The 12,663-nt window shown below is 66.0% G+C and carries 12 protein-coding genes; 1 reads left to right on the top strand and 11 read right to left on the bottom strand.

The features are described from left to right. Nucleotides 1–139 precede the first annotated feature (139 nt). From ureG to MJ643_RS00535, 9 genes are all read right to left on the bottom strand, one after another. Nucleotides 140–763, bottom strand: a complete 624-nt coding sequence (ureG, locus tag MJ643_RS00495) for an urease accessory protein UreG (RefSeq protein WP_010953755.1) — start codon at nt 761–763, stop codon at nt 140–142. An 11-nt stretch (nt 764–774) separates the two neighbouring features. Continuing rightward, on the bottom strand, nt 775–1,449 hold the full coding sequence (locus tag MJ643_RS00500; RefSeq protein ID WP_013972452.1) for an urease accessory UreF family protein: 675 nt from the start codon (nt 1,447–1,449) through the stop codon (nt 775–777). Continuing rightward, complete coding sequence (locus MJ643_RS00505) at nt 1,449–1,994, bottom strand: HupE/UreJ family protein (protein ID WP_023663411.1); 546 nt, start codon at nt 1,992–1,994, stop codon at nt 1,449–1,451. The genes MJ643_RS00500 and MJ643_RS00505 overlap by 1 nt, the downstream gene beginning before the upstream one ends. Before the next feature lie 17 nt (nt 1,995–2,011). Further along, the gene (gene ureE / locus MJ643_RS00510) at nt 2,012–2,515 is read right to left on the bottom strand and encodes an urease accessory protein UreE (protein WP_024087024.1); all 504 of its coding nucleotides are present in this window, start codon (nt 2,513–2,515) and stop codon (nt 2,012–2,014) included. Between the two features lie 10 nt (nt 2,516–2,525). Next, complete coding sequence (gene ureC, locus MJ643_RS00515; protein ID WP_038409585.1) at nt 2,526–4,229, bottom strand: urease subunit alpha; 1,704 nt, start codon at nt 4,227–4,229, stop codon at nt 2,526–2,528. Continuing rightward, nucleotides 4,226–4,543 carry an urease subunit beta gene (locus tag MJ643_RS00520; RefSeq protein ID WP_015270155.1) on the bottom strand — a complete coding sequence of 106 codons (318 nt, stop codon included), beginning with the start codon at nt 4,541–4,543 and terminating at the stop codon, nt 4,226–4,228. Before MJ643_RS00520 ends, ureC begins: the two co-directional genes overlap by 4 nt. 19 nt (nt 4,544–4,562) lie before the next feature. Beyond that, a complete protein-coding gene (locus MJ643_RS00525) occupies nt 4,563–4,865 on the bottom strand; it encodes an urease subunit gamma (RefSeq protein WP_003256923.1) in 303 nt (100 codons plus the stop codon). 9 nt (nt 4,866–4,874) lie between these two features. Next, the gene (locus MJ643_RS00530; protein WP_013972447.1) at nt 4,875–5,708 is read right to left on the bottom strand and encodes an urease accessory protein UreD; all 834 of its coding nucleotides are present in this window, start codon (nt 5,706–5,708) and stop codon (nt 4,875–4,877) included. A gap of 586 nt (nt 5,709–6,294) precedes the next feature. Continuing rightward, nucleotides 6,295–7,209, bottom strand: coding sequence for a tyrosine-type recombinase/integrase (locus tag MJ643_RS00535; protein ID WP_038409584.1), 915 nt, complete (start codon nt 7,207–7,209; stop codon nt 6,295–6,297). A gap of 213 nt (nt 7,210–7,422) precedes the next feature. Here MJ643_RS00535 and MJ643_RS00540 point away from each other — a divergent pair, with 213 nt between their 5' ends. Further along, nucleotides 7,423–8,604 carry an NnrS family protein gene (locus MJ643_RS00540; RefSeq protein ID WP_038409578.1) on the top strand — a complete coding sequence of 394 codons (1,182 nt, stop codon included), beginning with the start codon at nt 7,423–7,425 and terminating at the stop codon, nt 8,602–8,604. Between the two features lie 49 nt (nt 8,605–8,653). Here the strand turns inward: MJ643_RS00540 and MJ643_RS00545 are convergent, their stop codons facing one another. Both MJ643_RS00545 and MJ643_RS00550 read right to left on the bottom strand, forming a co-directional pair. Next, on the bottom strand, nt 8,654–10,915 hold the full coding sequence (locus tag MJ643_RS00545; protein ID WP_247726578.1) for an ATP-dependent DNA helicase: 2,262 nt from the start codon (nt 10,913–10,915) through the stop codon (nt 8,654–8,656). Then, on the bottom strand, nt 10,912–12,561 hold the full coding sequence (locus tag MJ643_RS00550; RefSeq protein ID WP_038409575.1) for a VRR-NUC domain-containing protein: 1,650 nt from the start codon (nt 12,559–12,561) through the stop codon (nt 10,912–10,914). Before MJ643_RS00550 ends, MJ643_RS00545 begins: the two co-directional genes overlap by 4 nt. Between the last annotated feature and the right edge of the window lie 102 nt (nt 12,562–12,663).

Here is a 12,663-nt window from a genome sequence, read left to right on the forward strand (position 1 = left end):
GCAACATATATCCCTGTGGGAGCGGCTTTAGCCGCGAAGAAGCCAACGCGGTGGGTGGCACCGGCTGCGCCGGTGTTCGCGGGTAAACCCGCTCCCACAGGAATTGCGCCATGGTCAAGACTGCGTTCAACCCGTTACATCACCCGCGCACACCCAGCATCCCGCGCTCGACGATGAAGTCGATCACCGCCTGCAGCCCCTCGCCCTTCTTCAGGTTGCTGAAGGTCCATGGCCGCTGCGGGCGCATGCGCTGGGTATCGCGCTCCATCACTTCCAGCGAAGCCCCCACATAGGGCGCCAGGTCGGTCTTGTTGATCACCAGGAAGTCCGACTTGGTAATCCCTGGTCCACCCTTGCGCGGGATCTTCTCGCCTTCGGCCACGTCGATCACGTAGATAGTCAGGTCGGCCAGCTCAGGGCTGAAGGTGGCACTCAGGTTGTCACCGCCGCTTTCGACAAAGATCACCTCGAGGTTGCCAAATTTGCGCGCCAGTGCTTCGACCGCCGCCAGGTTCATCGAGGCGTCTTCACGTATCGCCGTGTGCGGGCAGCCGCCGGTTTCCACGCCGACGATGCGCTCCGGCTCGAGGGCCCCGGCTTCGGTCAGGATGCGCTGGTCTTCCTTGGTGTAGATATCGTTGGTGACCACTGCGATCTGGTAATGGTCGCGCATGGCCTTGCACAAGGCTTCGAGCAGCGCCGTCTTGCCGGAGCCGACCGGGCCGCCGACACCGACGCGCAGGGGTTGTTGATAGCTTTGCATGCAGGCAGTCCTCAGGAACGGAACAAACGGGTGTATTGGGTTTCGTGTCGCGATGAGGCAATGGCCAGCAACGGCAGGCCGCCGCCAAGCTGGTCATCGCCCAGGCCCAGTGCCTGGTCGAGGGCCGCGGGCAGCCCTGCCCCCAGGTCGCGCAGCAAGGTCTGGGCGGCCTGCTGGCCGAACGGCACCAGCTTGACCCCGGCCATTACCGCGCCCTCCAGCCAGGCAAAACCATGGCCCAGGGCCAACTGGCGCAGAGGGATCGCCCAATGCGCAGCCAGCCAGGCCATACCGCCCAGCTGGGTGAGTTCGAGGCTGGCCCGCCAGGCCGGCGCCTGGCCCAGTTGCCAGCCGTCCAGCAGCCGTGCCAGCGCCGCGCCGCGCTGCTGTTCTTCCAGGCGCAGCTCGGCGGTTTCACGGTTGGCCAGCAGAAAGCGGCTCCAGTGGCAGAAGGCTTCGGCGTCCTCGGCCTGGCAGGCGTGGTACAAGCGCGCCAGCACCGGCCAGTCGAGGCAGGCCAGGGTGTCGTCGATCTGCTCGCGCTGCCAGGCAGCGAAACCATCTACGTCCCGTACCCAGCCCGCCTCGACCGCCCATTCCAGGCCTTGCGAGTAGGTGAAGCCACCCACCGGCAAGCCAGGGCTGGCCAGCTGCAGCAGGCGCAACAGCGCCAGGTCGCTGTCCATCAACCAGCCAGTACCAGCGCGGCGCCGGCCAGCAGGCCGCCGCCAAAGGCCTTCTGCAGGCCGCTATGCCTGCGCAACAGGCAACCGACCGCAAAGCCGGCCGCCAGCAACAGGCCGCTGACCGTGACGAAGCCGGCGCTGAACTGCCAGAACGCGCTTGGCGTGGCTTCCACGCCATGGGCCCAGCCATGGAACAGGGCGAACACCGGCATGGCCATTGCCAGCAGCAGCTGGCGGCTGGGCAGCAGCACTGCACCCGCAGCCACCAGCAGCGACAGGGCGATCAGGGTTTCCATACCCAGTACATCGCCGAACAGGTGGCCGCACACCGCGCCGCCAAACATCGCCGCCAGGGTTGCCAGGGGTAGCGTCAGGTTGCGCCGGGTCAGCGCGGCGAGCACACCGGTGCCCAGCAGCATCAGCAGGTGGTCAAGACCGGTCAGCGGGTGCAGCAGGCCGTCCTGCAGCGGGTTGGCGTCGTGCCCGGGGTGGGCGAAGGCAGGCAGAGCCAGCATCAGCAGAAACAGGGCGAAAGTCTTTTTCATCGGTTGCTCCAGGCAGTTCAGGAATGGGCAGGCAGGCGCACGAACGGGTGATCGTGGCCGTGGGTGTGGCTATGGCTGTGGCTGTGCGGTGCGCTCTGATAGGCGCCCGCTTCAGGCTCGAACGGTGCCTGTTCGGCCTCTACCGTCAGGCCCAGGCCACGCAACATGTCGTCCAGCACGTGGTCGTGCTGGAAGCGCAACAGGCCGGGTTCGATCTGCAGCGGTACATGGCGGTTGCCCAGGTGATAGGCGGCGCGGGCCAGCAGGTGCGGGTCGGTGCAACGCACCGTGGACACCGCCTCGGGCGCTGCCAGCACGCGGATCAGCTGGGTGCCCTCGGCATCGGCCAGCAGTTCGCCTCCGCGCAGCAGGTGGCCGCGTTCGAGCATCAGCCCGGCCTCGCGACCATCATCCAGGGTCACCCGCAGGCGGCTCTTGATGCGGCTGTCCACGTCCAGGGTAACGGTGCCGGTTTCGCCCAGCGTGCCGGGCTCGGTGATACGGCGGGTCAAGACAATCATCGGTGCTCCTTCAGAACAGGAAGTAACGCTGGGCCAGCGGCAGTTCGCGGGCCGGTTCGCAGACCAGCAGTTCACCGTCGGCACGCACCTGGTAGGTCTGCGCATCGACCTCGATCAGCGGCTGCAAAGTGTTGTGGACCATGTCGGGCTTGCGCACCCGGCGGCAGCCGTGGGCCACGCCGATCAGGCTGCGCAGGTTCAACTCCTCGGCCACGCCACGGTCCATCGCCGCCTGGGGCAGGAAGGTCATGCGCGTGGCATGCCGCGCCGCGCCCAGGGCGCCGAACATCGGGCGGTAATGCACCGGTTGCGGCGTGGGGATGGAACCGTTGATGTCCCCCATGGGCGCGGTGACGATCATTCCGCCCTTGATCACCAGGGCCGGCTTGACCGCAAAGAACGCCGGCGCCCACAGCACCAGGTCGGCCAGTTTGCCAACTTCCACCGAGCCCACTTCGTGGCCGATGCCGTGGGTCAGTGCCGGGTTGATGGTGTACTTGGCGATGTAGCGCTTGACCCGGAAGTTGTCGCTGTAGCTGGTGTCCGGCGCCAGTGGCCCGCGGCGCAGCTTCATCTGGTGGGCCACCTGCCAGGTGCGCAGCACCACCTCGCCAACCCGGCCCATGGCCTGGGAGTCGGACGAAGTCATGGCAAAGGCGCCCATGTCGTGGAGAATGTCCTCGGCGGCGATGGTTTCGCGGCGGATGCGCGACTCGGCAAAGGCCACGTCTTCGGCGATGCTCGGGTCCAGGTGGTGGCAAACCATGAGCATGTCCAGGTGCTCGTCCACGGTGTTGACCGTGTACGGCAGGGTCGGGTTGGTCGAGGAAGGCAACACGTTGGCCTGGCCTGCCGCGCGGATGATGTCCGGGGCGTGACCGCCACCAGCACCCTCGGTGTGGAAGGTGTGGATGGTGCGGTCGCCGATCGCCGACAGGGTGTCTTCGATGCAGCCGGACTCGTTGAGGGTGTCGGTGTGGATCGCCACCTGGATGTCCATTTCCTCGGCCACGCCCAGGCAGCAGTCGATGGCTGCTGGTGTCGAACCCCAGTCTTCGTGCAGCTTGAGGCCCACGGCGCCGGCTGCGATCTGCTCGCGCAGCGCTTCCGGCCGCGAGGCGTTGCCCTTGCCCAGCAAGCCGATGTTGATCGGCAGGCTGTCGGCAGCCTGGAGCATGCGCGCCAGGTACCAGGGGCCGGGCGTGCAGGTGGTGGCGTTGGTGCCGGTGGCTGGCCCGGTACCGCCGCCGATGAAGGTGGTGACACCGCTGTTCAGCGCCTCGTCCACCTGCTGCGGGCAGATGAAGTGGATGTGCGAGTCGACACCACCGGCGGTGACGATCTTGCCCTCGGCCGCGATCACCTCGGTGCCGGGGCCCACCGGCACGTTCACGCCCGGCTGCACATCGGGGTTGCCAGCCTTGCCGATCACCGCGATACGCCCGTGCTTGATGCCGATATCGGCCTTGACGATGCCCCAGTGGTCGATGATCAGGGCGTTGGTCAGTACCAGGTCCATGGCTTCGGCAGCCAGCATCTGGCCCTGCCCCATGCCATCGCGGATGACCTTGCCGCCACCGAACTTTACCTCTTCGCCATAGATGGTGAAGTCGTGCTCCACCTCGACCCACAGCGCGGTGTCGGCCAGGCGCACGCGGTCGCCCACGGTGGGGCCGAACATGTCGGCATAGGCCTGGCGGGAAATGCGGCTCATGCCCTGCCCTCCAGCGCGCCCATCACCTTGCCCTGGAAGCCGTAGACCTCGCGCTTGCCGGCGTATGCCACCAGTTGCACGGTACGCGCCTGACCAGGCTCGAAGCGCACGGCGGTACCCGCGGGGATGTCCAGACGAAAGCCCAGCGTAGGCGCGCGCTCGAACACCAGCGCCTCGTTGACTTCGTAAAAGTGGTAGTGCGAGCCGACCTGCACCGGCCGGTCGCCATGGTTGGCCACGCTGACGCTTACTGTCGCGCGGCCGCTGTTCAGCTCGATGTCGCCGGCGGCGACCTGGATTTCACCTGGGATCATGCGGGGCTCCTGGGCAATTTCAAACGATGGGGTCATGCACGGTCACCAGCTTGGTGCCATCCGGGAAGGTCGCTTCAACCTGCACGTCGTGGAGCATTTCGGCGATGCCAGGCATTACCTGCTCGCGGCTCAATACTTCACGCCCCAGGCTCATCAGCTCGGCGACGGTGCGGCCATCACGGGCGCCTTCGAGCACGGCGGCACTGATCAACGCCACCGCTTCCGGGTAGTTGAGTTTCAGGCCACGGGCCAGGCGCCGCTCCGCCAGCAGCGCGGCGGTGAACAGCAGCAGTTTGTCTTTCTCTCTCGGGGTCAGCTCCATGGCGCTCTCTCAGGTGGCCCAGATACGCGGCGGGCAGGCCGGCAGGCCGAGGACGGCCGGGCGCAGCACATGCCACAGGCGTTGCAGGGTGCGTTGCAGGTGTTGGTTGTCATGGTCGAGCACGCGAATCACCAGCAACGACCCGAGCAGGGTCGCGCCGGCCGGGTTGGCCATCTCGTCGAGCAGCGGGCGCACCAGATCCAGCACGGCCTGGTCGGCGGGTGCGGCGCAGAAGGTGGCCAGCAGCGGATGCCCGCCAAGCTTGCTCAGGCGCCCGCCTTCGACGCGCAGGCGCTCGTGCAGGCCCACTTCGTCGGGCAGTTCGATGTGCAAGCGGCTGTCGAGGGCTCCGTGATCGAACCGTTCGCTCATCACCGGGCGCCCCAGGCACAGGGTTTCCCAGGCCAGCAGGCGCGCCCCCGTTTCGAGGGTGAAACGGCTGTCGAGGCTGGCGCGGGCGCCGGAGAAGAAGATGCTGTCCTGCGGCAGCCACTCCAGGGTGCTGTCGGCGCCCAGGTGAAAACGCTGGACCAGCCGCGCGGTCGGGCCGATGCTGCGGTAGAACTTGCTGGCGCCGGGCATGGTCAGCAGCGCGTGGCTGCCCGGCTCCAGCTGGATATCCAGCTCCAGGCGGTCGCCAGCGACGATCCCTCCGGGCGGGTGCAGCACGTAGACATGGCACGGTGCACCTTCGGGATAGAATGGCCGCTGCACCAAAAGAGGTCCGAAATGCCGCCACGCACCAAGGCGGGTCACCTTGTCGCGTTTGACGAAGCGCAACTGCAGGTGAGCGCTCCAGCCGGCATCGTCGTGTTGTTGTTCGATCTGCTCCGCGAGCGACATCCTGCGGCCCCTGAAATCCGTGGCCTGCTGGCCGTTTAGAGTGGCAGGCACGCACGGCTATGGCGTGCGCGCCCTGACCACTCGATCAAATTCGCAGGCTGGATATAGCAGGTTGCGGGCCAACTCCGCAGGTGGACGAAGATGAAGGATTTGCCATGGCCGCTCTGGCATCGGGCATAGAGGGAGATGGCGCACAAGACAGGGGCGTGCTTCGGCCCTGTTTCGGTGCTGGGATCCCAAGGCAAAAATTACCCGATGCTGCGACACGGCCTCTGTGGGAGCGGGTTTACCCGCGAAGAATCCAACCCAGTGCATGGCACGGGCTTCGCCCGTGTTCGCGGGTGAACCCGCTCCCACAGAACTGCACAGAACTCATTGAATTAGCAGGGACTCTGTAGGAGTGGCTTTAGCCGCGAACACCGGCGCAGCCGGTGCCATGCACCGCGTTGGATTCTTCGCGGCTAAAGCCGCTCCCACAGGGTACGCGTACTGCTTGCGGATTCAGTTCTCTACGCGACAGCGCAGCCCAAAGGACTGGGCGATTTCCCACAGGGTTAGAGCAAGCCCTTTATACAGCGACAAGGCCTCAGTAATCGAAGCGGTCCACCGCACGCCGGCGTTCGTTGTCGTCACGCCGGTCATAGATGGCGGTGGTCTGGATATTGGCGTGATGCGCCAGCTTCTGGGCAATGGACAGGTCGTGCTCTTCGATCACCCGGGTGATGAACGCGCGACGGAAGTCGTGCGGCATGATCTTCACGCCCACCTGCGCACCACGCTGGCGGGCGATGTAGTAAATGGCATGCTTGGTGATACGCGCCCGGGTTATATGGTTGCCACGGCGGATGCGGTTGAACAGGAACGGGTCGTCTTCGGCCCCTGCGGGCAAGTCCTGGCGGCGAAGGTCCAGCCACGCCTGCAACTTCTCGAACGCCCATGGCGGGGCGTACTTGATCAACTGGCGGTTGCCCTTGCCCAGCACCTGCAGGCTGCGCGCCTCGAAGTCGACCTGGTCCAGGTCGATGTCCACCGATTCCGACTTGCGCATGCCGGTGCCGTACAGCAAGGCGATGATGGCCGCGTCACGCACACCCTGCGGCCGTGAGTCGGCCGCGCACACATCCATCAGCTCGCGAATCAGGCTGCGGCGCAGGTTGCGCCCCGGCGGCAGGCGGCTGCCGGTGGCCGGCTTGACTTCGCGAATGCGCAGCAACTGCTCGTGATCGATCAGGCCCTGGCGCCAGGCTTCGTTCATCACACCGCGAATGGCGTTGACGTACAGCGACGAGCTGTTGGGGGCGTAACCATCCGCACGCAGCGCCGCCACCAGGGCGATCACATGGCCGGGCTCGAGCCGATGCCAGGGCACATCGACGATATTGCAGTCGACAAAACCCAGCCGATCGGCGGCGTCCTGAAGGATGTAGCGCATGGTTTGCTGGCTGGATGGGGCCAGGCGGGCCATGTACTGCAGCAGCGGATTTTTCGAGAGGTCGGACAAAACGTGAATCCTGTAGCGAAGCGTTGGCCAGCGGCGAACCGGCCAGACCCTGAAGCAAGTCAATACGACATACAAACAGGTCCAAATAACAGCGGAATACACATGTCATTCGGACCCGGAGAAGTGCCATCACCTTGATATACAAGGGGTTCGGAGCTGGCACGGATCGTGATCTTACCCCAATTGAGCCCACTGAACGAACGAAGGTCAGCCATGCTTGTGCAGCCGATCGATTCACGCCCACGCCAGGCCGTCTGGGGCCTGGGTTTCCGCCCATTCTTCTTGGGTGGCAGTTTGTTTGCGCTGCTCGCCTTGCTGTTGTGGGGCGGCGTACTGGCCGGTGCGCTGGAGCCCACGCCCCCCGGCGGCATGCTCGCCTGGCACCGCCACGAAATGCTCTATGGCTTTGCTGCCGCCATCATCGCGGGTTTCCTGCTGACCGCCGTGCAGAACTGGAGCGGCATCCCAGGCTTGAACGGGCGCGCGCTACAGGGCTTGTTCCTGCTTTGGCTGCTGGGCCGGGTGAGCTGGTTCCTGCCACTACCGGGCAGCGTGCTGGTAGTGATCGAGGGCAGCTTCCTGCCGCTGGTGGGGCTGGCGCTGGCACGGCCGATCGTGCAGCGGCGCTTGCGTAACAACTACCCGATCGTCGGCCTGGTGCTGTTGATCGCCGCCTGCCAGTGGCTGACCCTGGTCGGCTGGCTGCGCCAGGACGAATTGTGGCAGCGCCGCGGGGTGTTTGCCGGGTTGTGGCTGGTGGCCGCGATGATGACCGTGCTTGGCGGGCGGGTGATCCCGTTCTTTACCCGGCGCGGCCTGGGCAACATGGCACCGGCCCCTGCCCGCCCCTGGCTGGACCGGGCCTGCCTGCTGCTGAGCGTGGCGGTACCGCTGGCCTTTGCTTCGGGTTTGGCCGATACGCCGCGTATCGGCCTGGCCGTGCTGTTCGGCACCTTGTTTGCCCTGCATACAGCCCGCCTGGCCTTGTGGCATGACCGCGGCCTGTGGCGTGTGCCCCTGCTGTGGTCGCTGCATCTGGCCTATGCCTGGATTGCCATTGCCTGCCTGGGCATGGCGCTGTGGCATGCCGGGGTGGCGCTGGGCCCGAGCCTGGTGACCCACGCCCTGACCGTGGGCGCCATGAGCGGCTTGATCCTGGCGATGATGGCACGGGTCAGCCTGGGCCACACCGGCAGGCCGCTGCAGGTGCCGACCAGCATTGCCTGGGCCTTTGCCTTGATCCAACTGGCGACGCTGGCGCGGGTGGTGCTGCCGCTGTTCACGCCGCTGGGGGTGAGCCTTTCGGTGGTGTGCTGGAGCCTGGCGCTGCTGCTGTTCCTGCGCCACTACCTGCCCATCCTGCTGCGGCCACGGGCTGACGGTATGCCGGGCTAGCCTTGATGCCTAGATTGGGGCCGCTTTGCGGCCCATCGCCGGGGCCGCGTTAACCTCCCGGCGCCGGCCACCACCCCGGGAACATCTGCTGCACTCGGGGTTCGGCGAAGCGCTCGTCGATCAAGACCAGAACTCCACGGTCCTGGTCGCCCCGGATGACCCGGCCTGCCGCCTGGATAACCTTGCGCACGCCCGGGTAGAGATAGGCGTAATCGAACCCCGCACCAAACTGCCGCCCCAGGCGCTGCTTGAACTGCTCGTTGACCGGGTTGACCTGGGGTAGCCCGAGGGTGGCGACAAACGCGCCGATCAGCCGTGTGCCCGGCAAGTCCACCCCCTCCCCGAATGCACCACCCAGCACCGCAAAGCCCACCCCACGGCCATCCGCCACAAAGCGATCGAGAAAGCCCTGGCGGGCCGCTTCGTCCATGCCCGGTTCCTGGGCCCACATGGGTATCTGTGGATGCCGCTCGGCCAGCAGCCCGGCCACCTGTTGCAGGTACTCGAAACTGCTGAAGAACGCCAGGTAATTACCCGGCATCCGCTCGTACTGCCGGGCAATCAGCTCGACGATCGGCGCCAGCGAAGCCTGGCGTTGCTGGTAGCGGGTGGATACGTGGCTGGCAATGCGCACCTCCAGCTGTTCGGCGCGAAACGGCGCGGCCACTTCCAGCCAGGCGGTATCGACCGGCATGCCCAGCAGGTCGCTGTAGAAATGCCGTGGGCTCAGGGTGGCGGAGAACAGCGTCACGCTGCGCGCCGCCTGCATGCGTGAGCCCAACAGGCGCGCCGGGGTGACATTGCGCAGGCACAGGGTCGCCAGCCGCCGCTTGCGTGGCCCCTGGCGCTGGCTGATGTCGAACAGGAAGTGCTCGTCGAACAGCTCGGCGACCCGGCTGAACTGCAACGCCTGGTAGAAGAACTGCAGCACCTGCGGGTCCATTTGCGCGGGTGCCTGGTTCATCTGTTCCTGGATCAGCCCGATGCATTGCTGCAGGGCACGCAGCAAAGCATCTGGCAGCGACTCGCTGGCCTGGTACGGCGCGCGCTGCTCCTTGTAGAGGGCGTTCCACTGCCGGTTCAGCCGGTCCAGCGCACTAACCAGCCCAGGCGGTTTGCTCTGGCGCAGGGCCTGCAACTGCCCCTGGTCGAGGCTGGCGCTGTACATGCCGCGGCCGCGCTCGACCAGGTTGTGCGCCTCATCCACCAGCACCGCGACCCGCCACTGGTTGGCCTGGGTCAGGCCGAACAACAAGGCATGGGCATCGAAGTAGTAGTTGTAATCAGCCACCAGCACGTCTACCCAGCGCGCCATCTCCTGGCCCAGGTAATACGGGCATACCTGGTGCGCCAATGCCACTTCGCGCAGCTGGGCGCGGTCAAGCATGGGCAACGCTGCCGCCGCAGCGCGCGCGGCCGGCAGGCGGTCGTAGAAGCCTGCGGCCAAGGGGCAGGATTCGCCATGGCAGGCCTTGTCGGGGTGCTCGCAGGCTTTGTCGCGGGCGATCAGCTCCAGCGTGCGCAAGGCCGGCTGCGGCGTGGCATGGGTGATCTGGCGCATGGCATCCAGGGCCAGGGCCCGGCCCGGGGTCTTGGCGGTGAGAAAGAACAGCTTGTCCAGTTGCTGCGGCACCATGGCCTTGAGCAGGGGGAACAAGGTACCGAGGGTCTTGCCAATTCCGGTACTGGCCTGGGCCATCAGGCAACGGCCGGTACTCACGGCCTTGTACAGGGTTTCCGCCAGTTGTCGCTGGCCCTGGCGGAACGCCGGATAGGGGAAGCCCAGCGCTTGCAGGCCCTGGTTACGCTCGGCCAGGCGCTGCTCCTGCTCTTGTGCCCAAGCCAGAAAGCGTTGGCACTGGGTTTCGAAGAAGGCCTGCAGTTCGGCTGCCGTGCAGTGTTCACTGATCAGCGTCTGGCCATCGCTGTCCACGTCCAGGTACACCAGCGCCACCTCGATGTCCGGCAGTTGCCGAGCCTGGCACATCAACCAGCCATAGACCTTGGCCTGCGCCCAGTGCAACTGGCGATGGTTGGCCGGCTGGCGCGACAGGTCGCCACGGTGGGTCTTGATCTCTTCCAGGCGGTTGCAGGTGGGGTCGTAACCGTCGGCGCGGCCACGCACTTTCAGGGTTTCGAACTGGCCTTCGAGGGTAATTTCCGACTCGTAGCCCGCGGCGCGTCGCGCCACCACGCGCCGATGCCCTTCGATCCCCTCCTGAGCGGTGGGTGATGGGGTGAAGCGCAGGTCCAGGTCGCCTACCTTGGCGCTGAACTCGCACAAGGCCCGTACCGCCACGCTATAGCTCAAGGCGTTTCGCTCCAGCGTACATGGCACACCGCGACAGGCAAACCGTGCGCCCGGCAGAACTCCAGCCAGCGCAGCTGGTTGTCCTGCAGGCGGTCGCCGGGCCCCTTGACCTCGACCATGCGGTAGCGGCCCTGTTCGGGCCAGAACTGGATCAGGTCGGGCATGCCGGCGCGGTTGTTTCGGATGTCCTGCAGCAGGCGCAGGAAGCACTGTTTCAAATGGGCCGCCGGCAGGCAGGCCAGGGCTTGCTCAAGCAACTCTTCGCTGAGCACGGACCAGAACACGAACGGCGACTGCAGGCCTTGCTTGGCGGTGTAGCAGTCGAGAATCGCGCTGTGATGGCTGCCATCGTCGAGTCGCCCCAGGCAACGGTCGAACAGAGCACTGCGGCGTTGCTGGAAATCACCGTCGTGCAGGTCCTGCGGGGCGGCCTGGAATGGGTTGAAGAAGGCGCCAGGCACCGGGGCGAAGATCGCCTCCCAGCACAGCAGGCCGAACAGGCTGTTGAACAGCGTGTTCTCCACGTAATGCACCGGCCCACCGGCTTCGGCCAGGTACTGGCGTACCGCCTCCTCCACGCCCAGCGCTGCCTGTTCCCGGGGCAGCTCCAGCTCGATCAGTTCCAGCGGCGCGACACGCTGGCGCCGCTGTGGCGGGCCACCGAGCTTGCGTGCCAGGCGTGGCAACATGCGTTCCAGCGCCTGCACTTCCAGGGCGTTGGCCGGTGCCGCGGCCAGTTGCAGCGCCAGCGCATGGGCTTGGTGCCACTGCTCGCTGCGCTCCAGCACCCGCACCTGGCGGATGCGCGCCTGGGCGTGGCTGCACTGCGTGTACACAGCCATGGCCTGCGCCCAGTCGCCCAGACGCTCGCATTGCTGGCCCAAGGCGAATTGCAGGCGCGCATGGCGCCGGGCCAGCCATGGGTTGTCGCTGTGCAGGCCCTGCATGGCTGCCAGGATCGCCTGCGGGTCGTCGCCTTGCTCAAGGCGCTCGGCGCAACTGTGCAAGGCCATGGCCAGGTCGACTTCGGCACGTTGTTGAAGGGCACGCGAATCGGGGCTGAACGGCACCTGTTCGTAGCGCAACAAGCCAAGGTCGGCGAGGACGAAGTCCGACCAGTCCTGGTACAGGTTGCCGAAGAACAGCAGGCGCATGCGGTCGCACAAGGGTTGCAGGCACCAATGGAGGATGCGCATGCCGCTGTCCGGGAACCACTCGACCAGTGAACGGGCTTGCAGGCCCAGAGGTTGCAGCTGTGCAAGCAGGTCATGCTTGGCGGCGCGAGGGCGGCTCAGCTGTGGGGCAAAACAACGGGCAAATTCGTCCTTGCGCAACAGGGCGAACAGTTGCTCCAGTTCCAGTTGCGCGGGCTCCCGTACCCAGCCGAGGGCCAGCAACGGCTGCAGGGCCTGCCCGGTATCGCCGATTTCGGCATAGTCAAGGCGGTCGCTGCGAAACAGCTCGCCCTTGCGCATGACCATGCGCACCATCAGGGCCTGTGCCGGGGCGTCCAGTTGGCCGAAGGTGCGGATGAAAGCGAGTTCCTGGTCGTCGAGCAGGTCTTCGTAGCGCTGTTCGACCCACAGCAGCACCTGGCGGAAGTTGTGCAGGTAGTAGAACGGGTCGTCGACGGAATGGGCGATCACGGGCTGGGGTCAGGCGGCTGGAATGGATACTGGTTATACATACAGACCAGTATGCCTGGCAAGTGCCGTGGGTCGCTCAACAATTGGCTATCGGCTTGGGGG

This window comes from Pseudomonas sp. PNPG3 (assembly GCF_023093815.1).
Taxonomy (GTDB): domain Bacteria; phylum Pseudomonadota; class Gammaproteobacteria; order Pseudomonadales; family Pseudomonadaceae; genus Aquipseudomonas; species Aquipseudomonas asiatica.

What these genes read in the sequence shown, in the direction of transcription:
- MJ643_RS00530 (WP_013972447.1), bottom strand. Translation starts at nt 5,708, where the DNA reads ATGTCGCTCGCGGAGCAGATCGAACAACAACACGACGATGCCGGCTGG.
- MJ643_RS00505 (WP_023663411.1), bottom strand. Translation starts at nt 1,994, where the DNA reads ATGAAAAAGACTTTCGCCCTGTTTCTGCTGATGCTGGCTCTGCCTGCC.
- MJ643_RS00520 (WP_015270155.1), bottom strand. Translation starts at nt 4,543, where the DNA reads ATGATCCCAGGTGAAATCCAGGTCGCCGCCGGCGACATCGAGCTGAAC.
- MJ643_RS00500 (WP_013972452.1), bottom strand. Translation starts at nt 1,449, where the DNA reads ATGGACAGCGACCTGGCGCTGTTGCGCCTGCTGCAGCTGGCCAGCCCT.
- MJ643_RS00540 (WP_038409578.1), top strand. Translation starts at nt 7,423, where the DNA reads ATGCTTGTGCAGCCGATCGATTCACGCCCACGCCAGGCCGTCTGGGGC.
- MJ643_RS00525 (WP_003256923.1), bottom strand. Translation starts at nt 4,865, where the DNA reads ATGGAGCTGACCCCGAGAGAGAAAGACAAACTGCTGCTGTTCACCGCC.
- ureC (WP_038409585.1), bottom strand. Translation starts at nt 4,229, where the DNA reads ATGAGCCGCATTTCCCGCCAGGCCTATGCCGACATGTTCGGCCCCACC.
- ureE (WP_024087024.1), bottom strand. Translation starts at nt 2,515, where the DNA reads ATGATTGTCTTGACCCGCCGTATCACCGAGCCCGGCACGCTGGGCGAA.
- ureG (WP_010953755.1), bottom strand. Translation starts at nt 763, where the DNA reads ATGCAAAGCTATCAACAACCCCTGCGCGTCGGTGTCGGCGGCCCGGTC.